The organism is Thiocystis violacea (assembly GCF_016583565.1).
In the GTDB taxonomy this organism is placed as follows: Bacteria; Pseudomonadota; Gammaproteobacteria; order Chromatiales; family Chromatiaceae; genus Thiorhodococcus; species Thiorhodococcus violaceus_A.
In genome coordinates this window covers 41,820-68,141 of the sequence record NZ_NRRF01000011.1, presented here as the reverse complement: position 1 = coordinate 68,141, position 26,322 = coordinate 41,820, and the positions used below count along the sequence as shown (strand labels likewise).

22 protein-coding genes and 1 pseudogene are annotated in these 26,322 nt (G+C 64.4%); 7 read left to right on the top strand and 16 right to left on the bottom strand.

Features of this window, described 5'->3' with window-relative positions; all coding sequences use genetic code 11:
• Positions 1 to 12: 12 nt before the first annotated feature.
• Positions 13 to 534: a 2-amino-4-hydroxy-6-hydroxymethyldihydropteridine diphosphokinase gene (folK, locus tag CKO23_RS07005; protein WP_200329434.1), complete on the top strand. Its 522-nt coding sequence runs from the start codon at positions 13 to 15 to the stop codon at positions 532 to 534.
• On the opposite strand, the gene CKO23_RS07000 is transcribed toward folK, so the two are convergent.
• From CKO23_RS07000 to CKO23_RS06950, 11 genes are all read right to left on the bottom strand, one after another.
• Positions 519 to 2,357 (bottom strand): BatD family protein, encoded by a 1,839-nt coding sequence (locus CKO23_RS07000; protein ID WP_346014576.1) that lies wholly within the window; start codon positions 2,355 to 2,357, stop codon positions 519 to 521. The two genes, folK and CKO23_RS07000, sit on opposite strands and share 16 nt — an antisense overlap.
• Entirely contained in the window at positions 2,354 to 4,390 is a 2,037-nt protein-coding gene (locus CKO23_RS06995; RefSeq protein WP_200329432.1) for a VWA domain-containing protein, read from the bottom strand. Before CKO23_RS06995 ends, CKO23_RS07000 begins: the two co-directional genes overlap by 4 nt.
• Positions 4,391 to 4,456: 66 nt before the next feature.
• On the bottom strand, positions 4,457 to 5,440 hold the full coding sequence (locus CKO23_RS06990; protein WP_200329430.1) for a VWA domain-containing protein: 984 nt from the start codon (positions 5,438 to 5,440) through the stop codon (positions 4,457 to 4,459).
• Positions 5,437 to 5,931, bottom strand: a complete 495-nt coding sequence (locus tag CKO23_RS06985; RefSeq protein ID WP_200329428.1) for a DUF4381 domain-containing protein — start codon at positions 5,929 to 5,931, stop codon at positions 5,437 to 5,439. The genes CKO23_RS06990 and CKO23_RS06985 overlap by 4 nt, the downstream gene beginning before the upstream one ends.
• Entirely contained in the window at positions 5,928 to 6,887 is a 960-nt protein-coding gene (locus tag CKO23_RS06980) for a DUF58 domain-containing protein (protein WP_200329426.1), read from the bottom strand. The genes CKO23_RS06985 and CKO23_RS06980 overlap by 4 nt, the downstream gene beginning before the upstream one ends.
• A 137-nt stretch (positions 6,888 to 7,024) precedes the next feature.
• Positions 7,025 to 7,999, bottom strand: a complete 975-nt coding sequence (locus tag CKO23_RS06975; RefSeq protein ID WP_200329424.1) for an AAA family ATPase — start codon at positions 7,997 to 7,999, stop codon at positions 7,025 to 7,027.
• Positions 8,000 to 8,241: 242 nt separating this feature from the next.
• Entirely contained in the window at positions 8,242 to 8,901 is a 660-nt protein-coding gene (locus tag CKO23_RS06970) for an HAD family hydrolase (RefSeq protein WP_200329422.1), read from the bottom strand.
• Positions 8,902 to 9,043: 142 nt separating this feature from the next.
• The gene (locus CKO23_RS06965) at positions 9,044 to 9,994 is read right to left on the bottom strand and encodes an Rpn family recombination-promoting nuclease/putative transposase (RefSeq protein ID WP_200329420.1); all 951 of its coding nucleotides are present in this window, start codon (positions 9,992 to 9,994) and stop codon (positions 9,044 to 9,046) included.
• Between the two features lie 121 nt (positions 9,995 to 10,115).
• Positions 10,116 to 11,012: an SPFH domain-containing protein gene (locus CKO23_RS06960; RefSeq protein ID WP_200329418.1), complete on the bottom strand. Its 897-nt coding sequence runs from the start codon at positions 11,010 to 11,012 to the stop codon at positions 10,116 to 10,118.
• A gap of 19 nt (positions 11,013 to 11,031) precedes the next feature.
• On the bottom strand, positions 11,032 to 12,015 hold the full coding sequence (locus CKO23_RS06955) for an SPFH domain-containing protein (protein WP_200329416.1): 984 nt from the start codon (positions 12,013 to 12,015) through the stop codon (positions 11,032 to 11,034).
• Positions 12,016 to 12,216: 201 nt separating this feature from the next.
• On the bottom strand, positions 12,217 to 12,867 hold the full coding sequence (locus tag CKO23_RS06950) for a CDGSH iron-sulfur domain-containing protein (protein WP_200329414.1): 651 nt from the start codon (positions 12,865 to 12,867) through the stop codon (positions 12,217 to 12,219).
• Between the two features lie 316 nt (positions 12,868 to 13,183).
• On the opposite strand from CKO23_RS06950, the gene CKO23_RS06945 reads away from it, so the two are divergent.
• Positions 13,184 to 13,963 (top strand): DUF2189 domain-containing protein, encoded by a 780-nt coding sequence (locus tag CKO23_RS06945; RefSeq protein ID WP_200329412.1) that lies wholly within the window; start codon positions 13,184 to 13,186, stop codon positions 13,961 to 13,963.
• Between the two features lie 439 nt (positions 13,964 to 14,402).
• Complete coding sequence (locus CKO23_RS06940; RefSeq protein WP_242482267.1) at positions 14,403 to 15,767, top strand: DUF4139 domain-containing protein; 1,365 nt, start codon at positions 14,403 to 14,405, stop codon at positions 15,765 to 15,767.
• A 21-nt stretch (positions 15,768 to 15,788) separates the two neighbouring features.
• On the opposite strand, the gene epmA is transcribed toward CKO23_RS06940, so the two are convergent.
• Together epmA and efp are read right to left on the bottom strand one after the other, a co-directional pair.
• A complete protein-coding gene (gene epmA / locus CKO23_RS06935; RefSeq protein WP_200329409.1) occupies positions 15,789 to 16,769 on the bottom strand; it encodes an EF-P lysine aminoacylase EpmA in 981 nt (326 codons plus the stop codon).
• Positions 16,770 to 16,805: 36 nt separating this feature from the next.
• Complete coding sequence (gene efp, locus CKO23_RS06930; RefSeq protein WP_200329407.1) at positions 16,806 to 17,378, bottom strand: elongation factor P; 573 nt, start codon at positions 17,376 to 17,378, stop codon at positions 16,806 to 16,808.
• Between the two features lie 34 nt (positions 17,379 to 17,412).
• Here efp and epmB point away from each other — a divergent pair, with 34 nt between their 5' ends.
• Both epmB and CKO23_RS06920 read left to right on the top strand, forming a co-directional pair.
• Complete coding sequence (gene epmB, locus CKO23_RS06925) at positions 17,413 to 18,420, top strand: EF-P beta-lysylation protein EpmB (RefSeq protein ID WP_200329405.1); 1,008 nt, start codon at positions 17,413 to 17,415, stop codon at positions 18,418 to 18,420.
• Positions 18,421 to 18,536: 116 nt separating this feature from the next.
• Complete coding sequence (locus CKO23_RS06920) at positions 18,537 to 20,624, top strand: EAL domain-containing protein (RefSeq protein ID WP_200329403.1); 2,088 nt, start codon at positions 18,537 to 18,539, stop codon at positions 20,622 to 20,624.
• Between the two features lie 49 nt (positions 20,625 to 20,673).
• Here the strand turns inward: CKO23_RS06920 and CKO23_RS06915 are convergent, their stop codons facing one another.
• Positions 20,674 to 21,672, bottom strand: coding sequence for a lytic transglycosylase domain-containing protein (locus CKO23_RS06915; RefSeq protein WP_200329401.1), 999 nt, complete (start codon positions 21,670 to 21,672; stop codon positions 20,674 to 20,676).
• Positions 21,673 to 22,074: 402 nt separating this feature from the next.
• Between CKO23_RS06915 and CKO23_RS26685 the strand changes: the two are divergent.
• Positions 22,075 to 22,524: pseudogene (locus tag CKO23_RS26685) on the top strand (ExeA family protein); the annotation flags it as partial.
• 234 nt (positions 22,525 to 22,758) lie between these two features.
• Positions 22,759 to 24,213 carry an OmpA family protein gene (locus tag CKO23_RS26530; RefSeq protein WP_346014575.1) on the top strand — a complete coding sequence of 485 codons (1,455 nt, stop codon included), beginning with the start codon at positions 22,759 to 22,761 and terminating at the stop codon, positions 24,211 to 24,213.
• Positions 24,214 to 24,504: 291 nt separating this feature from the next.
• Here CKO23_RS26530 and CKO23_RS06905 read toward each other — a convergent pair whose 3' ends face one another.
• Together CKO23_RS06905 and CKO23_RS06900 are read right to left on the bottom strand one after the other, a co-directional pair.
• Complete coding sequence (locus CKO23_RS06905) at positions 24,505 to 25,596, bottom strand: surface lipoprotein assembly modifier (RefSeq protein ID WP_200329398.1); 1,092 nt, start codon at positions 25,594 to 25,596, stop codon at positions 24,505 to 24,507.
• Positions 25,597 to 25,769: 173 nt separating this feature from the next.
• A complete protein-coding gene (locus tag CKO23_RS06900; RefSeq protein ID WP_242482265.1) occupies positions 25,770 to 26,315 on the bottom strand; it encodes a polysaccharide biosynthesis/export family protein in 546 nt (181 codons plus the stop codon).
• Positions 26,316 to 26,322: the final 7 nt, after the last annotated feature.

Here is a 26,322-nt window from a genome sequence, read left to right as displayed (position 1 = left end):
AGACGAGAGATCATGACAGATAAGACCTTCGGGGCCTATGTGGCGCTGGGCTCCAATATCGAGCCGGATGAGAACATCCGCCGTGGCCTGGCGCTCCTGCGGGAGGTTCGCGACACTCGGCTCGTCGCCGAGTCGTCCAGGTATCGCACGGCACCCTGGGGGATCGAGACGCAGCCGGATTTCATCAACCTGGTCGTGGCGCTGTCGACAGGTCTGACACCCCTGGAACTCTTAGAGGCGACGCAGGAGATCGAGCGGCGCCTGGCACGCAGGCGGGATCTGAAGAATGGTCCGCGGACCATCGATCTGGACATCCTGCTCTACGATGGCCAGATGCTCGACGAAGACGATTTGAAGATCCCCCATCCAGGGCTGCTGATCCGGGACTTCATGCTGGTGCCCTTGATCGAAATCGCACCCGAGGCCATGCACCCGGTCCGCGGCCTCCCGGTGCGGGCGCTGACGGAGGAGATCCGCTACCGGCAGATCCTAGAGCGGCTGCCGTCGGAGGATGAACATCAAGGTTGCGGATAGAGATCCGGAATCACCTCGGATTCGGGCCGCGACCGCGCCTTGCTGGAGGCATCGAGCAGGGGCTCCAGCGATGCCCAGGCGGCCTCTCCGCTCCAGGCGACACCGGGCGGCGCATAGATGGCCCGGTCGATCGACCTCAGCAGCGCTCCCATCTGGCCCTCATCAAGGCGGACCGCGATCCCTTCCAGTCCATGCGGTGGATCCTGAGGCCAGCGCAGCCGCGCCCAGGCGAGCAGTGCGCTGCGCGCGGCACGTGGATCGCCCTGCGAGCAGGCACGCCCAATAGCGCGGACCGCGGCCTTCAGCGATTCGCGCTCCCGTCCGCCGAACTCAGGCTCCACGCGGACAGGCGTCGGCTGGGCGGCGCGACGCCGCCGGTCCCTCAGCCACCACACCAGGGTCATCAGCCAGCCGCCCCCCAGGAGCAAGGTCAGCCAAGGCCAGAACCCGAGGCCCCACCAGGTCGCGCCCGGCTCCGGCTGCGGCTGGGGGATGGGCGCCGCGGCGGATGCAGAGGGGGCGGCAGCCGCCTGGGTTGGCATCGGCTCGGGCGGCGCAACGCTGGCTGGCTGCTGACTGCCAGCCGGAGCTGGCGCGACCTGGACGGTGCGCTCCGGCACCACGACGACGCGCGCGGCGTCCGCCGTCGTGTCCCACCAGGATAAGCGGATCTCCGGGAGCTTCAGGACGCCGGCACGGGTCGGCACCAGGGCGACCTTGAAGGTCTTCACGGCCGCAGGCTCGGGGCTATTGCTGAGATCCTCCGCCCGCGGCTGATCCGGGTAGACCTGAGCGCCGTCGAGCGTGCCGAGATCGAGATTGGGCAGCTGCGCCGTCGTCGTCCCCAGCGCCGTGAGCGTCAGCGTCCGGGTCACGGGCTCGCCGACACGGAAGACCGGCGGGCTGGGCGCCCATTCGTCCGCCACCTGAACCGAGGTCGCGGGAAGCCAGGGCGAGCCGGAGCCGGCCGGCTGGGGACGCACCTGGATCTGGAGGTTCTGGGCACGTTCGACCACGCGCCGACCCGGATGGGTCACGCCAGGTATCTGCGGAAAACTCTGGAACAGGGTGCCGCCGAATGCCTCGTCGAGATCGGCGAAGGGATCGCGGCGCGCACCCCGGCTGGTATCCGGCAGCATGGCCTCCAGTCGGGGGGACTGGATCTCCAGCTCACCGCTGCGCTGCGGGATGATCTGATAGCGCCGCTCGATCACGCGGTAGAGCTGACCGTCCACGGACTCGTCATAGCCGCGGTCATCGCCAACCTGCTGAATGGTCGCCCCGTCGGCCTGAGGCTCGGACAAGACCGCCCGCTGGGGCTCCTGGCTGAAGTAGATCTTGACCCGATAGTCCATCACCTGCTGGACATAAGGCTGTTCCGTGTTCACCTGCGCCTTGAGGAAGAGGGGTTTGGCGCCAGCCGTGTCCGACGTCTGCGGGCGCGCCACCACCTCGACCGCTACGGGCTCGCTGCGATCCCGCCCGACCGAGAGTGCCGGAATCGACAGTCGACCCTGACGCTTGGGCGCCAGCTGTAGATTCCACTGACGGCTCTGGGAGATCTTGCCATTGACGATGCTGGTCACCTGGCTCTGACCCTGACTCAGGATGTCGAAGTCCTTCGTCAATGGCGTGAAATCCGGGTCGCCCTTGCTGTCTCCTTCGGCGACCACTTGCACGCCCAGGACATCGTCCGGACCCAGCTGCTTGCGGTCCACCTGAACCCGAAGCTCGGCGGCCCATGCCGGACTCAGCGCAAACGCAAGCATGGCGAGAACTAGGAACGGGCGGATGTGGGTGATGTAGCGGCTGACTGGACTCACGGCAAACGTCCCTCGCGACGGAGATGTTGAAGCAGAAAACGCTGACGGATGAGACCGGCAGGGTCGTCCGGAACGCGGCGCAGCTGCGCCTCGATGGCCTGCTGTTGCTCACGCTCCTCCGGGGAAAGCGATTCCATCCCGGCAACGGCGGATTCGGGTTTATCCTTGGATTCCTCCCCTTCCTGGCCTGAGAGCCCTTTGAGGTCCGCCCCCGCATCATTGTCGCCGTCCTGCTCGCCCTCAGGCCGAGACGCTCCGTTCAACGCCTCCTGACTGAAATCGTCGGCTCCCGGCGCATTTGGAGCCGTATCCGGCTGCTTGCCCTCAGCCGCATCCTCGGAGGACTGGCGCCCCTCGGCACTCTGACTCGCGGCGCTCTTGGCGTCAGCTTCAGTCTGAGACCCATCCTGCGACCCGTCCTGGCCAGAAGGCTTGGTATGATCGGCGCCCGCATCCTCGCGCGCGTTGCCGGTGTCACCCTGCTGCGACTGCTCACCCTCACTGCCCTGACCTTCTCCCTGCTCACCGGAAGCCTGCTGGTCTTGCTTGTCTTGCTGATCGTGCTCGCCCTGCTCTGAGTTATGGTCTTGCGACTGCTTCTGCTCGCTCTGCTTCTGGTCGCCTTCCTTGCCATCTTCGCCAGACTGCTGCTTGTCGTCCTGCTCTTTCTGCTCCAGCAGCTGCTGGACCAACTCGAGGTTGTGCTGCGCGTCCGCATGTTCGGGCGCCTGCTCAAGCGCCTGCTGGTAGGCTGTCACGGCGTCCTCGAGCCGCCCCAAACGTGCCAATGCGTTGCCGCGATTGTAGTTCGCGTCCGCGCCATCAAGACCTGAAACCTGCTCCAGCGCCTCGTTAAAATCTCCAGCACGGTAGCTGGCCGCGGCCCGCCAACCGGGGTCGCGGAATCCCTGGGCCGCCTCCTGCGCCTGGCCGGACTCGAGCTGGCGCGCGGCCTGCTGGTCTTGGGTCAACCAGAGATCGGACCACCCGAATGCCTGACTCGGCGTTGGTGGCAAGACGAGAAACACGGCGAATAGGGCAAGCAGCCAACCACGCCTGAAGGCCAGCGCGGCCAGCGGGAGCACCAGCAAGAGCAGCCAAGGGCCCTCCTCCCGCCACTGATCGGCTGTGAGCGTCGTTTCCTGGATCTCCTGATCCAGGCGCGGACCTCGGGCCGTTAGCGCAGCCGTATCCCGATCGCCGACGCTGGCTTCCAGATAGCGACCGCCGCCAGCCTTGGCGAGTTCGCGCAGCGCGGAAGCATCCAGGCGCGCAACCTGGATGCTGCCGTCGTCGTTCTGGAGGAAACCACCCTTGCCGCCCGGAACCGGGGCGCCCTTGGCCGTGCCGACCGCGAGCACCGAGACACGATGTCCATCGGCCGCGAGCGTCTGGGCGGCCTGGAGCGAACCGGCCATGCCACCCACGCCGTCGGTGACCAGGATGACGTCGGCATTTCTGGCCTGCGCGCGGTCCAGCATGTCGCCCGCGAGCTTCAGCGCCAGATCGGTCCGGCGCGGTCCAGGGGCCGGAATCAGGTCGGTCGAGAGCTGCGGTACCTGAGCGGCGATGGTGTTGGCGTCTCCACTCAGCGGCGCGACCACGAAGGGCTCGGGACCGAAGGCGAGCAGCGCGACCTGTCCCTCTTTGGATGCGCGAAGCAGGTCCATCATCTCGAAGCGCGCACGCGCCAGCCGCGAGGGCGCGACATCGGCGGCATTCATGCTCGGCGACAGGTCGAGCAGGATGGCGCGCTGCGCGGTGGTGCCGAACACCGGCTGGGGCAGTTTCTCCCAGACAGGCCCGGCCAGGGCCGCGACCAGGAGAACCCAGCCGAGCGCGGCCAAGATCAGAGGCAGGCGTCTCGGCCCGCCCTCCTCGCCCGTGAGCAGGTGCGGCAGCAGGTGCGCATCCACCAGCTTGCCCCAGATGGCGGCCCCGACCCGGCGTCGCCAATAGAGAACCAGGATCACGGCGAGCGGCAGCAGCGCGGCCAGCCAATAGGGTCGGATGAAATGGAAATCGGACAGCATGCTCAAGATCCTAAACGAAGCCGTCAGCTCAACTGACAACTGACAACGGCCAACTGACAACTCCCTTCAATCCAGCCGCCTCATCAGCCCGCCAAGCGCCAGTGCGGTCGAGAGCAGCAGCGCAGCGCCGGCGGGCCACATGAAGAGTGCGCGTTGCGGTCGGTAGGTCCGCTCCTCGCGCTCGTTGGGCTCAAGCCGGTCCAGGTCGGCGTAAACGGCCTCCAGCTCCTCGCGATTGCTCGCCGCAAAGAAGCGACCGCCGGTGATGCGGGCGATCTCCTTCAGGGTCGTGGGATCGAAGTCACTGCCCTGCTTGAGCAGCCGGATGCCCAGCGGGGTGCGGATGCCGACGTCGCCGCCGCCGATCCCGATCGCGTAGACGCGGATGCCCGCCTTCGCCGCCAGCTCGGCGGCCTCCAGCGGCTGCAGCGTGCCGGCGGTGTTGTCGCCGTCCGTCAGCAGCACCAGGACGCGTTGTCCCTCGGGCTGATCGCGCAGCCGCTTGACCGCGAGCCCGATGGCATCGCCGATCGCGGTCTGACGGCCGGCCAGCCCGACCACGGAATCGCGCAGCATGGTCGCGACCGTCTTGGCATCGAAGGTCATGGGTGTCTGCAGATAGGCCTGGGTTCCGAAGAGGATGAGACCCAATCGGTCCTGCTCGCGCCGCTCGATGAAGTCGGCCGCAACCGCCTGCACGGCGGCAAGCCGCGAGACGGCCTGGCCGCTCAGCTCATAGTCGACCTGCTCCATGCTCTGGGAGATATCCACCGCCAGCATCAGATCGCGACCCGCCACGGGGAGTCCGATCGGGTCGCCGAGCCACTGTGGGCGCGCCGCGGCCAGCAGCAGCAGGAGCCAGATCAGGATCGCGGCCGCCAGGCGCCACCAGCCCGAGCCTCGGCGCGCCTCGGGCGCCAGCCCATCCAGGCCGGCATCGAAGGGCAGTCTGAGCGCGAGGCCGACATCCTGCGCAGCCGGCCGCAGCAGACGCGCGAGCAGCGGCAAAGGCAACGCCGCCAGCGCCCAAGGCCATTCGAGCACGATCATGCGCGCGCACCTCCGTTCGCGTCGACCCAGCGGGCCGCCAGACGGCCAAGCTCATCCAGATGCTGATGACCTGGCGCCTGCTCCACGGGCCGATAGGCGTCTTCAACCAGGAGACGCCCCGCGCCCTGGACGAAACCGCCCTGGCCGCCGGTCGCATCCAGGAACTCCAGCCAGGCCCGGCCGCTCAGGCCGGCGACCCGCTCGCGCGAGTAACGCACCAAGGCCAGACGCCGCAGCAGTCGGGACAGCTCCGCGACGTAGCGCCGTCCGTCCTGATGGTCGGCGAAAGCGCTGCGAAGCGCCTCCAGTTCCCGTCGCGCGAGGCGGACGACAGCCGACCGCCGGCGTTGACGGACGAGCCAGCGCGCGATGGTCCAGACCAGGATCAAGACCACCACTAGGAGCAGCCACCAACCCGGCGCGGGCGGCCACCAGGAAATGGCTTCAGGCGAATGCCAGTCGCGCAGCCCCGCCAGCGGATCGGCGTTCATCGCGCCCTCCCCCTGGCACGCAGCGCCCCACGTGCGCCCAGTCCGACAGCCAGCGTCGGCCCGACTGGATCCTGCGTCGAGAGCCGCAGCAGGTGGAAATGCTGTCGGCGCTCGAGTCGTGCTAACAGCTCCAGCCGCTGCTCGAACTGGCGCTGATAGCGCTCGCGCAGGCGCCGGTCGGTCAAGTCCAGCACGGCTCGCCGCCGCTCGATCGCCACCGGATAGCGGCCCGGCGGCGGGACATTGGCTTCAATGGGATCGGAGACGAGGATGAGCAGTAGCTCACTCCCTGCTCCCAGCTGGGTCAGCCAACTGCTGCGCTCCTCGCGCAGGTCGGCGAAGTCGCTGATGGCGGCGACCAGGCTGCCGGGCCTAACCAGGTGCACCAGGTGCTCGGCCGCCTCCGCGAGCGAGCCGTAGCCCCCCTGGCTCGCATCGGGAGGCACCGCCAGCCGATCGAGCAGCGGCAGCAGACCGGCACCGCGCGCCGCCGGGCGGCGCTCCAGGTGGCCGCGCTCGTCGAACACCAGTCCGCCAACGCGATCACCGCGATCCACGGCGGACCAGCCCAGCAATGCCGCCGCCTGGGCGGCGACGACGGACTTGAAGGCGACCCGGGTACCGAAGCGCATGGAGGAGCCCTGATCGACGAGCAGCCAGACCGGGCGCTCCCGCTCCTCGCGGAAGAGCTTGACGTGCGGTGTCCCGGCTCGTGCGGTAACGCGCCAGTCCATGTTGCGCGGATCGTCACCCGGCTGATAGACGCGGGACTCGTCGAACTCCATGCCGCGACCGCGAAAGCGCGAGAGGTGACCGCCGCTGCGGGTTGCCAGGACGCGCCCGCGCGGCGTCAGATCCAGGCGGCGGGCCTGGGCGCGCAGCGCGATCAGGGACTTGAGGTCTGGCCGCAAACCGGATTGCTGGTCTTCGCTCAGGCGGGGCTCAGGGGGCTTCATGGGGACGTTGTCAGGTCTCAGGTATCAACTGCAGTGGACAGTCCGCAGGCGTGGGAGCGCCGCCCCGGCGCGACCGGCACCGCTGCGACGAACCCGGTCGCGGCGGGGCGCCGCTTCCACCCGGCTGCGGGCACGCCTCAGGGCGCGGGCACGCGTGCCAGCAGCGCCTGGACGAAATCATCCGGCTCACGGCCCTCGGCCTCGGACTCGTAGGACAGCAGCACGCGATGGCGCAGCACGTCGGGGGCGATCGCCTGCACGTCCTCGGGCGAGACATAGTCGCGTCCATCGAGCCAAGCCAGGGCGCGCGAGCAGCGGTCGAGCGCGATGGTCGCGCGGGGACTGGCGCCGAACCTCAACCAGCCGTCCAGATCCTTGGCGTAAGCCCCGGCATTTCTGGTCGCCATGACCAGGTGAACCAGATAATCCTCCACCTCTGGGGCCATGAAGAGGTCGAAGATGGCGCGGCGCGCTGCAAAGACGTGCGCCTGGCTGACCACGACACCGGCGCCCTTCTGCTGATCGTGCCGCGCCTCCGCCCGGTTGAGCTGCAGAATGGCACGCTCGGTCGCGAGATCCGGGTAGTCCACGCGCACATGCATCAGGAAGCGGTCGAGCTGCGCCTCCGGCAGCGGGTAGGTCCCCTCCTGCTCGATCGGATTCTGGGTCGCCATCACCAGAAACAGCTCCGGCAACGGATAGGTCTCGCGGCCAACCGTGACCTGGCGCTCGCCCATGGCCTCCAGCAGCGCCGACTGGACCTTGGCCGGGGCGCGGTTCACCTCGTCGGCGAGGAGCAGATTGTGGAAGATCGGACCGCGGTCGAAGCGGAAGCTGCCGTCGTGAGGACGGTAGATTTCGGTACCCGTGAGGTCCGCGGGCAGCAGATCAGGCGTGAACTGGACACGATGAAAGTCGCCCTCCAGTCCAGCCGCCAGATGCTTGACGGCGGTCGTCTTAGCCAGGCCGGGCGCGCCCTCGACGAGCAGATGGCCATCCGCCAGCAAGGCGATCAGGAGTCGGTCGATCAGCGTCTGCTGACCCAGGATCATCTGCCCGATCTGCTCGCGCAGGGCGGCGAATTCGGCCTTGGGATCGAGGGCTGCGTGCATGTCTGGATTACCTAGGGCTTGAGGCTTGGCTAGCAGTGAGTCGTCCAAAACGTCATGATCTCCGTACTGTCGACCGACACCCTTCATGGTCGCGGTGGTGCCTGCCGGAAGCATCCTATGTAGGTTGCGCCGAGATACGAGGCCCAACGAAACGCCCTGTGTTGGGCCTCCTGACGTGAGCCCAGCCTACACCGTGCGTCATCGTCCTGGGTTCCGGCGCTCCCGCGTGGTCGTTGCTTACCTCATAGCCTTGCAGGTTTCTCGGACTGATGCTCGTTAAATCTTGTTAAGGCCAACAATTCCTTTGGATGATCAATGAGATAGTCTGGGCTTGCGAGCGCCAGTCTGTCCCCGGAGTTATAGCCCCAGTCGACGGCCACGGCACCGACGCCAGCGGCGCGCGCCGCCTCGACGTCCCGAACCTCATCACCCACGTAGAGCACCTGACGTGGGTCGAGGCGTTCGTGTCTGAGCAGCTGGCGAAGGGCCGATTCCTTCTTGAGCAGCGCCGCGCCGCCAATGACGAAGCTGAAGCCGCCGAGGCCGTAGCGCTCGGCATATTCCTCCACGCTGTCGCGTGCGTTGGAGGACAGCACGCCGATACGATGGCCTCGAGCCGCCAGCTGCTCCAAGACTTCCGCGATGCCGTCCACCGGCGGCGTCTCCATCAACTCCGCGCGCATGGCCTTGCGCATGCGCTTCGCGAGCCGGGGGACACGATAGAAGGGGATGCCCATCTCGCGGATGACTTCACGGACATGCATCCCGCGCATCGCGAGCAGCTCATCGCGCGTCAGCGGCTTGCAGCCAAGCTCCGGGCCGACCCGCTGAAAGGCATTGAAGGCGGCGTCCATGCTCTTGACCAGTGTCCCGTCGAAATCGAAACAAAAACAGACTGCCAAAACGGATCCTTAGAGAGCGTTTCCGGATGAAAAAGGTGCGCGCAAAGCGCCGAGGCCGCGCGGCACAGGACGCGCATCGAGTGATGGCGTTGAAGATGTGACGCTTGCCCCAGTGCGCCGACCTGACCTCGGCGCCCTCGGGCTATTCCTCTTGGCCGCGAAGTTGCGCCTTGAGGCGCTCGATCTCGCCGAGAGCCGCTTCCTTGGCATGGCGCTCAGCCTCCGCAATTGCCTGCGCCTGCTCCTTGGCCGCGCGCTCCTCCTCCTTCGCCGCGCGTTCTTGCTCCTTCGCCGCGCGTTCTTGCTCCTTCGCCGCACGTTCTTGCTCCTTGGCCGCGCGCTCTTGCTCCTTGGCCGCGCGCTCCTGCTCGGCTTCGGCTCTCAGCTCGTCGAGGTGACGCTGGATGCTGCGCTGCTCGCGCAGATAATTCTGCCGCGACTGGTAGGCGTGGTAGGCCCGGTCTTTCTCGGAGAAGGTCTTCAGCGTGCTCATGGCTTGCCTCATCTCGGGTGTTTGCATCCACGACGGCAAGGCTTCGCTGTCGAGCGAGGCGCCGTCCTTGAAGAATTTTAGCCACCGCTCCTGCTCGGTTCGCACCTGATCGGCGTGGAATTTGCCCAACTCCAGCAGCCAGAGGCCACCATGGTCGAGCAGACAGCGTGCGCTGGCGTCGCGCAGACGGAAATCGTGGACGTAGTCGGCGGTATCGAGCAGGAGATTCTCACCCAACAGCCAGATGGCATAGGTCGGCCTGAGCTGGTGATAGTCCTCACCGCTGTGCAGTTGGGAGCTGTAGAGATCCGCCCATGTGTAGAGCATGCGCGCGGGCAGATCCCGATTGTTGAGCAACTGGATCTCGATCTGATAGAGACAGTCGCGCGCATCGCGCGCCTTGACGTCGACGATGCTCAACTTGTCGTCGAGAAACTCGCGCTCGTTGTAGGGATTGAGGATCTCGACCCAGGTGATGGGCGCTTGCAGCGCGCGCTCCAGGATGGCATTGAGGAAATGGATCAAGAGCGCGCGATTGGGCTCCGAGCCCAGCAGGGCCTTGAAGACACAATCGATTTTTGGATCGATGGGATGCTGCATCGCCGCAGTCTAGGTCAGCCTCGGTCGCCGAGGCAATGCGCGGGCGGGCCTGATTGACGCGATGATGGGGCTTGCGCCCCATCGCCCCCGACGGAAGCGGCGCTCCCACCACTCGCGGCGCTCAGCCGGCGGTCCCAAGCTGAACCAGGAGCTCCGAGTTGACGGGCAGCACATCGACCTCCGCCCCGGACTGGATGAGCTGCTCGGTCTCCATCACCTCCATGACCGCGTTCAGCACCTCGGGGTCCTGCTGGGCGATGTTATTGAGCGCCTCGCCAACGATCGCCGGCCTGGCCGCGGCGGCCTCCGCCATCTTCTGCGAGACCTTGAAGGCGGTCTGGCTCTTGATGAGGCCGACCCGGTTCTCGCCGTCCTGCTTCATGGCGCTGGTGACCTGGACCAGGCGCTTGACGACCTTCTCGGTGATGTTGTCGACCATCTGCCGATCCGTGAAGGCGACCTTGCGGATATAGACGGAGCCCAGCTTGTAACCCCATTGCTCGGACAGCGGCGAGACGGCCGCGCGCACGCGCCGGCTGAGCTGGTGTCGGTCCTCCAGCATCTTGTCCATCTCCAGGTTGCTCAGGGTCGAAATGGTCGAGCTAGCGACATTGGCCTGCAGTGAACCCTCCGGATTGGCGTTGCTGAAGAGGTAGGCGACCGGATCGCTGACCTGCATCTCCGACCAGATGCCGACGCCCATGGGCGTCCCTTCCTCCGAATTGACCATCTGGTCGCGCAAATAATGCTGCCTGAGCGTGGTGGGAACCCGGTAGAGCTTGCCGAAGAAGGGCACCAGCAGCGCCTTGAGCCCGAAGTAGCCGATCGGGAAACGGATGCCCGGCTCGTCCAGGGTGCCGATGACCTTGCCAAAGAGGGTGAACACCTGGGCCTCGCGCTCGCGCACGATGGCATAGAGCCCCAACACACGCGCGACGGCGAGCAGCACGGGGATGTAGAGCAGCCCCACGCCGAAGGCGATGATGGGGCCGGCGGCCAGATCGAGTCCGAAATTCATGAGTGGATCCTCCCCCGCTTCACTGGCTCGACGCCAGGGTCTGGACGATGCGCTTGGCCTGCCCGAGCAGCGGCACGCGTAGATTGCGGATATAGGCACGCAGTGCGCCCGGACCGCCGGATGCCTTGATCCTGGCCAGGGTGTCGGCCAGCTCCTTGAGGGGAGCGACCTCCGCCTGGGCATTGTTGCGGGCGATGTCGACGGCGCGCTTGCTCATGGTGATCTGCTGCTCGGCATCCGCCCTGGCGGTGCTGATGTCCGCGGCGACCTGGTTGCGCGTGGTATTGATGGCGGAGAGCGCCCGATCGACCTCGGGCGGCGGGTCGATCTGGGTGATGAGCGCCGCATCCAGCTCGATGCCGTAGCGCGCACCCGTGGATTTGCACTGCTGCTCCATGTAGTCGTTCAGCAGCGGCAGGTTCTTGCGAAGATCGTTGATCGAGACCCCTTCCGACAGCTCCGAGGGCGCCCCTGTCTCCGGCAGCTCGGTATCCCCGATCAGGCTTTCCCCCCTGGGATCCACGAAGTTGGCGATCCGTTCGCGCAGCACCGAGATGAAGTAGCCCATGACGTGCTCCAGCGGGCTGTCGACGCCGAAGAAGTAGGCATAGAGGTTGTTCTCCGAGACGCGGAAACGGATCTGCCCGCCCACGCCGGTGGTGAGGTTGTCCTTGGTCACGGCCTCGACCGTGCTCTGCGTCTTGGTTGGATCCCAGGTCAGATCGACGGACTGGGTGACCACGCGAACCTTGTGCACCTCCTGCCAGGGCCATTTGAAGTAGGGGCCGCCCGGGCCGATGACGCGCAGGCGCGGGAAACGGTAGCGCTGACGCTCTTCGTCATTGAGCGAGGCGTCCTCGACCATGAGCTTGCCGAGCCGCTGGGCGCGCCCGAAGGAGGTGATGATGGCGCGCTCGTCCGGCTTCACGGTGTAGAAGGCACGGACGAAGACGCTGTAGACGATGAAGAGGATCAGACCGAGCATGAAGGCGGTCAGGTGCATGGCTGTCTCCGTGGATAGCGTTCAGAACGCTAGAGCATAGGCCATGCAGCGTAGCGATGGGTCGAAAGGGTTCACATCGAACGCACACAGCACCGTCTGCAAGTCCTCAACGGCATCCAGGAAACCTGAGGCGCGCCGAGCGGCACTTGCGGATCGATCGGGGCCTTGAACCCGCTCCCCGCCGCCGGCGACCCGACAGGCTCAGTCGCTCTTGAACCCAGCGGCACGGTGACTGCCGTCGCAAAAGGGCTTGTTGGCGGATGCGCCGCAACGACAGAGCGCCGTGGCGGTGCCCTGCCACGCGGTGCGGCCCGAGCCGGACTTGATGGTCAGATTGCCCTGCAGCTTGAGGGGGCCGTCGGGCATCGCCCGGACGCTGAGCGCACCATCCTCAGCCGTGAGGCCCGGACCCTGCTCGCCCACGGCGCCGGGGTCTTCGAACCGCGCCTGCGCATGGCTGTTGTCGCAGAAAGGCTTGTTCTTGGAGGCGCCGCACCTGCAGAGGGCGGCGCGATGGCGCAGGCCGGGCATGTCATCGGCAACGCCCTCGATCTCAAGGTCGCCACTGAGATAATAGGGGCCGTTGTAGACGACCATGACCTCGTTCCGCGGCAGCGGCGCCTCGGGCGTCCCGGCCTTGTCATGGTAGCTGAGCGCGCCGCTCGGACAGCGTTCGACGATCTCGCGCACCTGCGCCTTATCGACCTCGTCGGGCATGCACCAGGGCTCGCGGCTCCCCACGAAGAGGTTTCCCGCGGCCTTTCCGCATTCGCCGATGTGGATGCACAGGCGCTCGTCCCAGCTGACGTCGATCTCCTGACCCTCGAATTTGGTGATGGGTGTGTCGCTCATCGGTGCGTCCTCGTAACGATAGTGGCTTCGACAGCGCGACATGGACGGCGCGCTCACAGCTAAGCAGCATGGGGTTTCGGCAGATACAGACAAGGCTTGATTTCGCGCGATGTCCGACCGATGAACTAGGCTATTGAGAGTGCCAGCCGTCTCGGGCACTTCAGCGCCGCCGCCGGGCAATCCGAGAGGCCGCGAGCCCTGTCGTTCGAACGATGGCTGAATGCCTGAACGACGGGTTGGGACGCGCGGGTGAGCTCTGGGACCCCGGCGGCACAGATACTCATCGACTATCCGCCTTCTGTCTGGAGGAACCGCCATGGGAACGCATGCCATCCGTCATTCACACACGCAAGGGCCGGACGTGACGCAGGTCCGGCACGTCGACATCACCGAGCCCCTGGAGTGGCTTGGAAAAGGGATCCGAACACTCGCGAAGAGCCCGCTGCATGGGCTCGCCTATGGCGCACTCTTCGCAGCGGCCTGCTGGGTCACGCTCTGGCTCACCTGGTCGCTGCCCTGGTTCAGCATCGCCTTCTTGACGGGGCTCATGCTGCTGGGTCCCTTCCTCGCGGCCGGACTCTATGTGGCGGCCCGTCAGCAGGAGGTGGGCGCGAGCGTGAGCATCCGCCAGAGCCTGGAGCTGATTTGGGACCGGCGGACCAATCTGAGCCTCTTCGTGCTCTTCCTCGGGCTCATTGCCGCCGCCTGGGTTCGGCTCTCGGCCCTGCTCTTCGCCATCCAATTCAACACCCTCTCACCGAGCCTCGATCGCGACCAATCCCTGCTGACCCTTCAGGGATTCGACCCACTAACCGCCGCCTTCTTCCTCGGCATCGGGTTGATCCTGGCGGCAACGGTGTTCATCACGAGCGCTGTCGCCATCCCCATGATTCTCGACCGGGACGCCGGTCCCATCACGGCCATCCAAGCGAGCGCGCGCGCATTCAAGGAGAACTGGCCAGCCATGCTGCTCTGGGCCGCCCTCATCGTGGCGCTCAGCGGCATCGGGATCCTCACCTTCTTCGTCGGCATGATCGTCGTCTTCCCCGTTCTCGGCTACGCGACCTGGCACAGCTACAGACGCATGCTCGCCTGAGGGGCTGTGAAAAGACTCCACCCTGCCTGGGCTCGACCCGATGGGCAGAGCGAGAGCGATGCCCATCTCGGGTGAACGGCAGATCCATGCCGGGCATCAAGATGCCCGCATTGGCGTCATCACGAAGGTCCTATCCACGCGTTCCGAATGCCGCCGAGGATGCTTCCATTCGCCGCCTCGCCAGAACAGAATGGGCGGTGAACACAGCGTTGAAAGCTGGTGGCGGAGCGCGCCTCTCAGGTCGGCGCGCCAGCGAGAGCCAAGCCAGGATCGGCCCCTCCCCGCTTGGCTCCACCTCGGATCGGACATCCTCACGGAGATCGATATGCGAAAGACGCGCCAGACCAAACCAACACCCCCTGCCAAGACGCCACGCACCTGGCGACTCCCGGCAACCTTATTGCCTCTTTTCTGGACGCTATCCGCGGGAGCGGCGACCATGGCCGACGAGCAACGCATCGAGGATTCTGCCCAAGCCGCTCTGGCCGTAACCATTTACAACGACGATCTCGCACTCATCAAAGACCAGCGCCTGGTGAAGCTCGGGCCTGGCGAGAACCGCCTCGCCTGGCGCAATGTCTCGGTCGAGATCCGCCCTGAGACAGCGCTGCTCAATGCGCAGACTGGCGGAATGGATCTCACCCTGCTGGAGCAGAACTTCGATTTCGACCTATTGACGCCCACCAGTCTGCTCAAGAAGTACCTCGGGCGCCGCGTCGACGTCATCCGCGCCAACGATGCCGGCGAGCGAACGACCGAGTCGGCGACCGTGCTCGCGGTCAACGACGGCGTCGTGCTGCGCTACGACGACCGCATCGAGACCCAGCTGGTCGGTCACCTGTCGTTTCCCGACGTGCCCGAGGATCTGCGCGATCAGCCCACGCTGGTCCTGCACATCGACGCCCGCCAAGGCGGCGAGGGCAAGCTTGAGCTGTCCTATCTCACGGGCGGACTCTCCTGGAAGGCCGACTATGTCGCGGACCTGGCACCGGACGGTCGCACCATGGACCTCAACGGCTGGATCACCCTGACCAATGCGAGCGGGATCGGCTACAAGGGGGCGCAAGTTCAGCTGGTCGCCGGTACGCTCAATCGGGTGCGGCCCGCCATGCCGCCGCCCGCCATGGAGCGCATGGTGGCGATGGCCGCGGCAGCGCCGATGCCGCAGGAGGAGAGCCTGTCGGAATATCACCTCTACAGCTTGCCGCGCCCGACGGACGTGCTGAATCAGCAGACCAAGCAGGTCGCCCTGCTGTCGGCCCCTCAGGTCGGCATCACCAAGGAGTTGGTGGTCCAGGGGCAGCCTTACAGCTACCGGGCCAGCTCGGGTGACGGCTGGACGCCGCTGCCGGTCGCGTCCATGCTCAGGTTCGTCAACCAGGGCGGCAGCCTGGGCGTCCCGCTACCGCAGGGCGTCGTCCGCGTCTACTCGAAGGACAGCCGCGGCAATGCCCAGTTCATCGGCGAGGATGCCATCGACCACACGCCCAAGAACGAGACCCTGAAGCTCAAGCTCGGCGAGAGCTTCGATGTCACGGCGCGGCGCAAGCAGACAACGTTCAAGAAGCTGGCGGGCTCCTCCGCTTACGACTATGCCTACGAGGCGAGCTTCGCGATGGAGCTCAAGAACGCCAAGGCGGAGCCCGTGAGCATCATCGTCAGGGAGAGCATCCCGGGCGACTGGGAGATCTCGAATGAGAGCCAGCCGCACACGAAGGAGGCGTCGAACCTGGCGGCCTGGACGGTCGCGGTGCCCGCGGAGGGCAAGACCCAACTGACGTGGACGGCACGCGTCAGACATTGAGGCGGGCAAGCCTGCCCGGGATCAGGCACGCTCGATCGGGAAGGCGAGCACGGCGTCGATGTGGTCGACGCCGGTCGCGAGCATCAGCAAGCGATCCAGCCCGAGTGCGACACCCGCGCAGTCCGGCAGCCCGGCCTCTAGCGCCGCCAGAAAGCGCTCGTCCATGGGCGGGCGCGAGCGACCGAGCCGTTGGCGCTCATCCAGATCCGAGAGGAATCGCTTCCGCTGCTCGTCGGCATCGCTGAGTTCGTGGAACCCGTTGGCAAGCTCGATGCCCTGGATGTAGAGCTCGAACCGCGCGGCAGCCGGAACGTCGCCCGAGCGGATGCGGGCGAGCGCCGCCTGGCTCGGCGGATAGTCGTGAAGGAAGGTCATGCCGTCCCGCCCGAGCCCCGCCTGCAAACAGTGCGTCAAGAGGAGGTCGAGCCAGCCATCCTTGTCCAGCACCAGCCGGTCGGCGTCCGCGATGCCCGCCTTGCGGGCCGCCACCGCGAGTTCGCGCTCATCGGTGTGCCATGGGTCTAGTTCCAGACCCTCGATGAAGAGCTGACGATAGGTGATGCGCTCCACCCGCATCTCCGGCCGATCGAGCGCCGCGCGCACGACGGCCGCGACTTCATCCATGAGGCGGTGGTCATCCCAGCCCGGACGGTACCACTCGAGCAAACTGAACTCGGGATGGTGCAGGCGCCCCCGCTCTTCATCCCGAAAGACCTTGCAGATCTGGTAAATGGGACCAGCACCTGCCGCCAGGAGCCGCTTCATGGCGAGCTCCGGGGAGGTGTGGAGGTAGAGCGGTCGATCCGCCCCGAATCCGGGCAGGGAGACCCGGGTCATGAGGCTTGCCAGCGCCGGGTCTGTAACCGCAGCCTGGGAGAGCAGAGGCGTTTCCACCTCGAGCACGCCGGCCGCCGCAAAGAAGGCACGCACCCGCCCGAGCAGCGCGGCCCGTGCCCTGAGATGCTCGGGCTGGGCGCTTGGAGACCAGACCGGCGTTCGCATCAGCCCCGCACCAACGCCAGCGCGGGACGGCAGGGATCAGGCATCCTTGGCGCGCGAGACATAGTCGCCGGTCCGCGTATCGACCTTGATCAGCTCACCGGTCTGGACGAAGAGCGGGACGCGCACGACGGCGCCGGTCTCGAGCGTGGCCGGCTTACCACCACCGCCGGAGGTATCGCCTTTCAGACCCGGGTCGGTCTCGGTGATCGCCAGGACGACGAAGTTCGGCGGCTCGATCGAGAGCGGGACGCCGTTCCAAAGTGTCACCTTGCAGATGTCCTGCTCCTTGATCCATTTGGCGGCCTCGGCGACGGCGGCCTCGCCGGCCGTCATCTGCTCGAAGCTCTCCGGATCCATGAAGTGCCATTCCTCACCGTCGTTGTAGAGGTACTGCATATCGGTATCATGCACGTCGGCGGCCTCGACGGTATCGCCGGACTTGAAGGTCTTCTCGACGACGCGCCCGGTCTTGAGATTGCGCACGCGTACGCGGTTGAAGGCCTGCCCCTTGCCGGGTTTGACGAACTCGTTCTCGACAATGTTGTACGGATCTCCGTCCAACATGATCTTGAGCCCGCCCTTGAATTCGTTGGTGCTGTAGAAAGCCATGTCATCCTCAGTTCATGTCAAGCTAAACCGCACAATGGTAGCGCGAAGCACGGTCACTTGTCAGACCGACCAATGGCAACGAGATCTTGCGGGTGCCTATCGAGACATCGACGCGCTGCTGGACGCGCTGCGGCTGAGCCGGACGCAGATTCCCGACCTCGACCCCGAGCCCAGCCCGTTTGGCATCCTTGTCACGCGCAGCTTCGCGGCCTGCATGACGCCCGGCGACCCGACCGACCCGCTGTTGCGCCAGGTGCTGCCCCTCAGCGCCGAGCGCATCCTCAGCCCCGGCTTCCTCAGCGATCCGGTCGGCGATATCGACGCGACCCGCGTCCCTGGCCTGCTGCAGAAGTATCACGGCCGGGCGCTGATGATCGTGACCGGCGCCTGCGCGGTCCATTGCCGCTACTGCTTTCGCCGGCACTTCCCCTACGCCGACGTCGGGCCGACGACTGAGCGCTGGAACGCGGCACTCGCGCACATCGCCGCGGATGACTCACTGCGTGAGATCGTCTTGAGCGGCGGTGACCCCTTGATGATGGCAGACGGACAGATTGCGGATCTGGTCGAGCGTCTGAACGGGATCGGGCATCTGCGCCGGCTGCGCATCCATACACGTCTGCCGGTCGTGCTGCCTTCGCGTGTCTCGGATGGACTCTGCGAGGCTTTGACCCGAGGGCACCTTGGCACTATCGTAGTCGTCCACGCCAATCATCCACGGGAATTGGACGCCTCGGCCAGCACGGCGCTCGCCAGGCTTCGGAATGCGGGAATCCAGCTCCTCAATCAAAGTGTGCTGTTGCGCGGGGTCAACGACGACCCAGCGGTCCTGGCCGAGCTCAGTGAGCGTCTCTTCGATTGCGGCGTCATCCCCTACTATATCCACCAATTGGATCCGGTCGTGGGCGCCGGCCGTTTCCAGGTGAGCGATGATCGCGCGAGAATGCTGTTGGATAACCTTCGCGCACGGATCTCTGGCTATCTCGTCCCACGGCTGGTCAGGGAAATACAGGGAGAAGGGTCGAAAACATGGCTGGGCTGAGGGAATCATGGTCCAGGTGAGAAGCAGTCCGCGAAACCGGCGTTTTTCTTTCCCTTCTCGACGGCGAAGACAGATAATCGCGGTCCAGCAATCGCTCCAAGCCTAGAGCTCCAAGCATGCCCACGCCAAGTCGAAAACCCACGCTACTCATCATCAACTCGGAGACGAGCGAGGCCGAGCGCATCGTGAGCACGCTGCGTGATGACGGCTTGGCGGAGCGAAGCGTGTCCATCCCGAACGGCGAGCGCCTCGAGACAGTCTTCACGGATCGTGGCTGCGATCTCGTCATCTGCTGTGGCTACGACAAAGACGTCGATCTGGACGAGGTGCTGGCGGCCTATCGGCGCGTCACGCTCGACATGCCGTTGATCCTGATCAGCGACCCCGAGCACTGGGCCTCGGACACGCAGAAGGCGCGACACGCCGGGATACGCGGCCTGACCCGGAGAAACGACAGCGAGCACCTCAAGATGCTCGTCGCGCGTGAGTTCGCCGATCTGCTGAAGCGCCGGGAGGCCAGCGGCCTGATCTCCCGCTTGCAGAACTGTGAGCAGAGCACCCTGAGCCTGATCGAAGTCACCCGCGCAGGCGTCGCCTTCGTGCAAGATGGTCTGCATATCGAAGCCAACGCGGCCTATGTCGACCTCTTCGGCTATCAGACGACGGATGACCTCCTCGCCATCCCCTTTCTGGACCTCATCGCCCCGACCGAGCACAAGCAGATTCGCGATCTCCTCAAGAGCGCCGAGAAGGCCGCGCTCACGGAGTCGACCACCCTGGATGTGACCTGCACCCGCGCCGATTCGAGCGAGTTCGCCGCGCGCATCCTGGCCGCCGCGGCCGAGATCGAGGACGAGCCCTGCCTGCGCATCATCCTGCAGCCCGTCCAAACCGCGCCGAGCGCGAGCGGTGCCGCGGCGGGAGCCGGCGCGAGTACCACCCACGAGGTCGGCCTGAGTCAGCTCCTGGAGGAGATCGAGGATCGCGTCGGCGAGGACCGCGTCGTGCTGCGTCCCTTCGCCATCTTCTTCCTGCGCATCGCGAAGAGCCTGGATCTCTCGCGAGACATGGGTTTCACCGTGGCGCGCGGGCTGTTCGAGGAACTCGGGCAACGCATCCTCACCATCGTCGGTGAGCGCGGCTCGGTACGTCGCGTCAGCGACGACGCCTTCGTGATCGTCGTCGAGGGACTTGGCGAGTTCGACGCCAAGGCGCTTGCCGAGCAGATCAAGGAAGAGGCGCGGCTGGACGTGCGCGCAACCGGTCATGACAGCACCACGCCCGATTGCGACATCGGCTACTTCATCGTCCAGGACCGTGCGTCGGCAGCCGAAGACATCCTCAACGCGGCCCACCGCCTCTGTATCGGCCACGAACTCACGGACCACGACCACAAGGCCGGCCAACAGGCCCCGACCTCATTGGCAGCGCGCTCCAAGCAAGAGGTCGAGGACGACGACGTCGCCATTGCGCGCAAGATCGAATACGCCTTGCGCAACAACCAGCTCAAGCTCGTCTATCAGCCCATCATCAGCCTGATGGGCGATAACCAGGAGAACTACAGCGTTCTCTTGCGTCTCTTGGACGAGGAGGAGAACCTGCTCGAGGCCAAGGACTTCATCGGACCTGCCATCCGTAGCGGCTTGATCGAAGAAGTGGACAAATGGACGATCCGCGCCGCCATTCAGGTGATCGGCGAACAGCGGCGCGCGGGACACAACCTGAGTCTCTTCATCAATCTCTCCGAGGATACCTTCAGGAACCCAAGCATCGTGCTATGGATCTGCGATTGTCTGCGCGAGTTCGATGTCCGCGGCAACTGGCTGACCTTTCAATTCCAGGAAGAGCTGGTGGTGGGCAACCTGGCCAGCATTGGCAAGCTGGTCGAAACCCTCAAGAAGATCAAGTGCAGAGTGGCGGTCAACCGCTTCGGTGTGAGCGATCGGCCAGAGATGTTGCTGCAAGGTCTGTCATTGGATTTCGTGCTGCTGAAACCAAGCTTCTCCCAAGGGCTCGCAGACGACACCAACAAGCAGCAGCGCCTGCTTCAGCTCGCCACCCTGGCGCGCGAGTTCAACGTCAAGAGCATCGTCACGGGTGTTGAGGACGCACGCGCACTGACCGTGCTCTGGACGGCGGGCGTCGACTATGTGCAGGGTAACTTCCTGCAGCGCCCCTCCCCGACACTTGAGGTCCAGGCCTAGCCACCCTCACAACCAGCTGCGCGGGCTTTGCCCCTAGCCCGCGCTCGACTCATTGCCGCGGATAGCCCGTACCGGAGAACCCCCGCACGGCGTCAGATTCGATGCGTGATGCAGGCATGCGTGGCGAGGGCCGATAGATTCTGCTCCGCAACATGGTGTTCGATGGCGTCTCCAAGCGTGACGAGAGCCTGCTGACGTCCTTGCGCTCCGCGGTGCCGGGTGAGGCGCGCAGCGCCGGTGCTCCCGGCGAACGTACCGACATGGAACGACGAAGCTGGGCGTCGAGATCGGCCACTGGCTGAACCATGGCCGCACTGGGCTTATCGGCCGCGCCGACGGTCGCCATGTCCGGCGTCAGCTTCAGCCCGAGGTGCACTTCCGCAATCGACGAATAGGGCAAGATCCCCTTCTGGACCAGATACTCGCTCAATACCTGATGGGTATAGCGTTGGGTTTCCGGGTAGGCGACGAAACCATCGCCGCGCTCCAGGGCACCCTCCCCGGCGTTGTAGGCCATGACCGCAGGGCCAGGCTTCCCGTACTTCTTGATGAGCCGCTTCAGATGCCGTATTCCGACACGCAGATTGATCTCGGCATCGAATAGGAGATCGGCAGAGACGACCCCGTATTCACTCGCAGTGGCAGGCATGACCTGCATGAGTCCAATCGCGCCGGCGGGAGACACAGCGAAAGGGTCGTAATGCGACTCAGCATGAACGACTGCACGAATCAACAAGGCATCCACACCATAATGAGCGGCCAAATCGTCGATGGCAGACTTGATGACAGAGACCTTGGGCCTTGATCGATCCGGCACAGTCAGCGACGACTTCCTGGAAGCGCGGCGCGCATCCTCCTGAACAGCGAGATTGGGGGCCGAAACAGCCTCCATCAGCATAGCTGATTGCGCTGAAACCGGTTTTTCTGGAACCAATTTCGCTGAAACCAATTCCGCTGAAGAATCGTCGGCCATGATGATGGGCGCACAATGGATGATGGGCGCACAATGAATCAGCATCAAGGAGACAAGCATTCGAATCGCTCGCATCAGATCACTCCGCCCTCGGCTTCAAATGAAACACATGCGACACTCATTCAGCTCATACATGCCGCCCATCCCGCATCACGCTGCCAACCTCGCCTTTTCGACTATCGGAGGATAACGACCAAAGCCCAAGTCCTCACGATGCAGGCAACTCCTACTTTGGACGGAATCATCGACCAATGACGATCGAGGCTAGGCCATTCCTGCGGACCTATCGCGAATTGAGTCGCGATCCCGGCACTGAAGGGTCCGAGCCGAGCCGGCAGCCACATCAGCGGCGATCAAACCAGAAAAAGACGCTCAACGAAAATAGCCCAGTTTGCTAGACTGCTCGCTTCGTGAAGCCGCACTAATCATCTCCGATAGTCGCGATGGACGCGCGCTCCTTCAACTGGGAACCTGAAGATGTACGAATCCTTCTTTGGTCTGAATGAAAAGCCCTTCTCGCTGCTGCCCGATCCCAGCTTCTTCTACCTCAGCAAAATCCACCGGGAAGCCCTGACGCTCGTCGAGTATGGCTTGTACAACCAGGCGGGCTTCACGGTCCTGACGGGAGAGATCGGCTCTGGCAAGACGACGCTGATGCGCTATCTGCTGGAGAAGCTGGACGACGACCTGAGCGTCGGACTCATCTCGCACACGCATCAGTCCATCGGTCAGATCATGGACTGGGTGTGCGTCGCCTTCGATCTCAAGGTGCCCGCGGGAGACAAGATCCAGCAGCACCAGGCGCTCGTCAACTTTCTGATCGACCAGTACGGACGCGGCAAGAAGGCGCTCCTCATTATCGACGAGGCCCAGAACCTCGGCCTCGACAAACTCGAGGAAATTCGCCTCCTGTCGAACATCAATGCCGACAAGGATCTCGTGCTCCAACTGCTCCTGCTCGGCCAACCCCAGCTGCGTGATCAGCTGCGCAACCCCGACCTTGAGCAGTTCGTCCAACGGATCTCGGCCTCCTATCACCTAGGCCGACTCTCAGCCGAGGAAACATTTTACTACATCAGGCACCGCATCAAGGTTGCGGGTGGTCAGAAAGCCATCTTCACGCCCGACGCCTGCCACGCCGTCTTTCACTACAGCAAGGGCGTGCCTCGCGTCATCAATCTCATCTGCGAGACCGCCTTGGTGTTCTCCTATGGCGCCGGGGAGAAAAAGATCACGGGCGAGGCCATCGACGAGTTCATCAAGAACGACGCATCTCATCTCTTGCTCGCCATCAATCAGGAAAAGCGTCAGGCCTCGCCAGATTACGGCGAGGTGTTCGATGACGACTCCAACCTGATCCAAGACGAGTCGCTCACATCGCTTCTCGACGAACAGGACGACGACGCACCGCCAGCGCGCGCGCATCACATGCCGGCTCCCAACGCGGCTCGCACCGAAACGCCCGCGCCAAGAACCCTCGCCGACGAGGACATCACGGCCGCTAGCCCCTTTCGCCAAGCCGATAAGCACGCGACCTCTGACGCTGCGCCCGCAGCTGCCCCTGAAACGGAAGAAAAGGCACCCAGCGCCGCGCAGGACAAGAGCACGGACATCGACGCCGACATCAGGCCCGACGACACCGATCAGAGAGAGGACGAAACAGAGGAGCTATCACTGGCAGAGCTCATCAAGTCCACCCGATCGGGACGGCGCTGGACGAGGGAGGTGATCGCCATCGCGGCCGGGGTGATCCTCGGCCTAGGACTCGTCGGCTGGTACCTCTTCGATCAGAGCGGAGACGGACGCAAGGCGTCGACCGCCGGCACGATCGACACCCCGAGAACGAGCGAACCATCGCATCAAGGCGAACGCGCTGAGCCCGGCATCGGATCCGATGCCCGTCCTGCCGCGGGCACCGACTTCGCGCACGCCGCTCGACTCAACTCAGAGGTTGGCGCCTCGACGGGAGCCCAGGATGCGGCAGCACAATCCGTAGCACTGGGGGGAACCATTGGCAAAATCGATCCTCCGGTCATGCCCGATTCGTCTCCCGCATCACGCCCAAGCGTATCGGATCAGGAGACGGAAACCGGCGCCTCGGATAGCACGGATTCAACGGCGATGGTTGAAGGATCCCTCGCCCCCGTCGGCACTGGGACAGAGGACACGACGTCCCCGGACACCTCCCGCCCCGCGCTCGACACCCTCGCAAGCGCCCTCCAATCGCTATCACTCCCCGTCGAGTCGATGGGACCCCACGCCATGAAGGCCGACTTCTCTCAGCTGATTCGATTCCCAGACGGCAGCACGACATTGGATGCGGGGGCCAAGCGAATCCTTGAGGACTTTTCCAGCTTGGTGAAGGATTTGGGTTCTGTTCGGCTCAAGGTCATTGCCCACACCGACAGCAAGGGCGGCAGAGAGTCGAACAGGATCCTCTCAGAGCGACGCGCGAAAAACGTCGCTGACTTCATTCAAGACCTTGGCATCGACCGCGCTCGAATCGACCATGAAGGCAAGGGTGAAGATGAGTTGAAAGCCGATCCAGAACAGGAAAAGACACTCGGCCCTTGGGTCAATCGCCGCGTCGAAATCGAGATCGTCGAACCTCAATGAAGCGCATTGACCGAGCCGGAGCCGAGCGATGACTTACCGTCTTCGACTATTTCACGCGCATCCTGATCCACGCGCATCCTGATCAATGCGAAACCAATCCACTCGAAATCGCGGTCAGCGCGCGATCCAAGGTCGCGCTCAGCTGCGGATCACTGGTCGCGAGCGGAGCCGTCAAGCGCATGAAAGAGAATCTTGGCGCATACCGCGCCTTGAGGTGAGAACCGCTGCATGGAGAGTGAGCACATCATCGGGCGTCGAGACCTGTCCATACCCGCCAACATCGGGCGCGGCCTACTTCCCAAGCACCGACCACTTGCTCAGCGATTCCTTGGCCATGGTGTACTGCAGGCTCAGATAGACCGCATTGGAAGAGGCGTCGCTCGTTTGCAGATCGTACTCCTGCCAACGGTAGCGATAGCTCAGATCCAACCGCAGTGATTCCGTCAGCTGGTGCTGAAGACTCGGCGAGAACGCGAGGTAGTCACGGTCGTCACGCGAGACCTCTCCATCGGGGGTCCTGTTTCGATACCCTGACGCACTGAACAGAAACTTCCACCTGGGCTCGAACTGGTAATCCCATGAGAGACGCAGAGCCGTCGTATCCAGAAGCGTCCCGCTGCTGCTCGGAAGCAGCGAACGTTCGGCGCTCATACGCAACTGCCCCTGATCATAGGACTTCTTCAGCTCAACCTGGAAAATCGGTCCGGTGTTGTCGGTCTTTTCCGTTCCGAAGAAGGTCGGTGTCTCGGCATGCGTATTACGGACGCCAGCATAGCTGCTGAGCGACATGGTCTCCGTCAGCAGATAACTGGCACCTGCCTGCACGCCATAATTGCTCGACTGGGTGTCGACCTGATCAGCGTCGTATTTGTCATAGGACAGACCGCCAAAGACCTGGGCACGCTCGGTCAACCCATAGATGAGACTCATCCCCGCGGTGGTGAAGCTGTAATCGAAGAGCGGAATGACCTCCACATCCTGATAGGTATCGTCCTGATAGCTCAGGTTGGCCTCCACGCGCGCGCGGTCGGTGAGGGTGTAGGCCCAAGAGGGCTTGACGCGGACGCGCTGGTGGCGCTTCTCCACCTGCACCAATCCCGATGTCTCGACCTCGCTCGTCAGCGTCGAGTCATAATCGAACGTCGCATCCAGCCCAAGGCGGCTACGCCCAAGCTGATAGATGCTCGTAAATCCAAGATATCCGTCCGTCTCGTTCAAGTCGGAGGCATCGGTATAGTAAAGCGAGAGGACCTTTGCACTGAGACCGATCTCCGATTCTTCCGTCCGCCGACCCGATTCCACGGCGGCGGTCAGGTTACCTCCCGCCGTGCTCCGAGGATCGATGGTACTGAGCCGGACATTGTCGTCATAAAAGGTGTCCAACGACACCCGCGGCTCGACATACCATTGGCTCGCCCGCGCGGACGCCGTGAGCAGAACCAGGCAACTGCACGCCCCGCATTTCAGGATCCCTGTTCGCAGCCTCGAGTTCGTTGTTCTTCCCATCATCTTCTAGCCCAGCTCTGTGTGATCCGAAGCCGCTCCCCGACCGCCACCTAGGGAACGACGATGACATCACCCGCCTGAAGCGTGATGTTCTGATCCAAATTCTGGCCTTTGCGAACCTGTTTGTAATCGAAGGAAATGGACTGTTCTTTTCCGTTGATCTTACGTAGAACCTTGATTTTACGTTCATCCGCAAAGGGCGTAAGACCACCGGCCATCGCAAGCGCCTGCATCACCGAAATGTCGCGGGTGACCAGCGGAAAGTCCCCTGGCTTGTTCACACGGCCGATGATGTAAATGCGATTGCCGGGGATCTCCTGCAGCGTGACCGTCACGACAGGATCCGAGATGTACTTCTTCAACTTCTGCTTGAGTTCGGCCGACAGCTCTCCGACGGTCAGACCGGCAGCGGTCAAATCCCCTGCAAGCGGGAAAGAGATCCCCCCGTCCGGACGCACCAGGACGAGTTGCTCCAACCCTGGCTCCTGCCAGACGGAAACCGCCACGATATCGCCCGACTTCAAGCGGTAGCTTTCGGGCACGGAAATCTCTTCGGCATGCAAGCCCAGGGCGGTCAGCAGAAATACCAGCATCATTCCCAGT

Excerpts from the sequence above, each read along its gene's own strand:
- CKO23_RS06940 (WP_242482267.1), top strand. The coding sequence starts at position 14,403 with ATGGCCGACGAGCAACGCATCGAGGATTCTGCCCAAGCCGCTCTGGCC.
- CKO23_RS06995 (WP_200329432.1), bottom strand. The coding sequence starts at position 4,390 with ATGCTGTCCGATTTCCATTTCATCCGACCCTATTGGCTGGCCGCGCTG.
- CKO23_RS06915 (WP_200329401.1), bottom strand. The coding sequence starts at position 21,672 with ATGCGAGCGATTCGAATGCTTGTCTCCTTGATGCTGATTCATTGTGCG.
- CKO23_RS06985 (WP_200329428.1), bottom strand. The coding sequence starts at position 5,931 with ATGAACGCCGATCCGCTGGCGGGGCTGCGCGACTGGCATTCGCCTGAA.
- CKO23_RS06945 (WP_200329412.1), top strand. The coding sequence starts at position 13,184 with ATGGGAACGCATGCCATCCGTCATTCACACACGCAAGGGCCGGACGTG.
- CKO23_RS06950 (WP_200329414.1), bottom strand. The coding sequence starts at position 12,867 with ATGAGCGACACACCCATCACCAAATTCGAGGGTCAGGAGATCGACGTC.
- CKO23_RS06980 (WP_200329426.1), bottom strand. The coding sequence starts at position 6,887 with ATGAAGCCCCCTGAGCCCCGCCTGAGCGAAGACCAGCAATCCGGTTTG.
- CKO23_RS06975 (WP_200329424.1), bottom strand. The coding sequence starts at position 7,999 with ATGCACGCAGCCCTCGATCCCAAGGCCGAATTCGCCGCCCTGCGCGAG.
- CKO23_RS06990 (WP_200329430.1), bottom strand. The coding sequence starts at position 5,440 with ATGATCGTGCTCGAATGGCCTTGGGCGCTGGCGGCGTTGCCTTTGCCG.
- efp (WP_200329407.1), bottom strand. The coding sequence starts at position 17,378 with ATGGCTTTCTACAGCACCAACGAATTCAAGGGCGGGCTCAAGATCATG.
- CKO23_RS06955 (WP_200329416.1), bottom strand. The coding sequence starts at position 12,015 with ATGCACCTGACCGCCTTCATGCTCGGTCTGATCCTCTTCATCGTCTAC.
- CKO23_RS06960 (WP_200329418.1), bottom strand. The coding sequence starts at position 11,012 with ATGAATTTCGGACTCGATCTGGCCGCCGGCCCCATCATCGCCTTCGGC.
- epmA (WP_200329409.1), bottom strand. The coding sequence starts at position 16,769 with ATGCGAACGCCGGTCTGGTCTCCAAGCGCCCAGCCCGAGCATCTCAGG.
- epmB (WP_200329405.1), top strand. The coding sequence starts at position 17,413 with ATGGTAGCGCGAAGCACGGTCACTTGTCAGACCGACCAATGGCAACGA.
- CKO23_RS06920 (WP_200329403.1), top strand. The coding sequence starts at position 18,537 with ATGCCCACGCCAAGTCGAAAACCCACGCTACTCATCATCAACTCGGAG.
- folK (WP_200329434.1), top strand. The coding sequence starts at position 13 with ATGACAGATAAGACCTTCGGGGCCTATGTGGCGCTGGGCTCCAATATC.
- CKO23_RS06900 (WP_242482265.1), bottom strand. The coding sequence starts at position 26,315 with ATGATGCTGGTATTTCTGCTGACCGCCCTGGGCTTGCATGCCGAAGAG.
- CKO23_RS06965 (WP_200329420.1), bottom strand. The coding sequence starts at position 9,994 with ATGCAGCATCCCATCGATCCAAAAATCGATTGTGTCTTCAAGGCCCTG.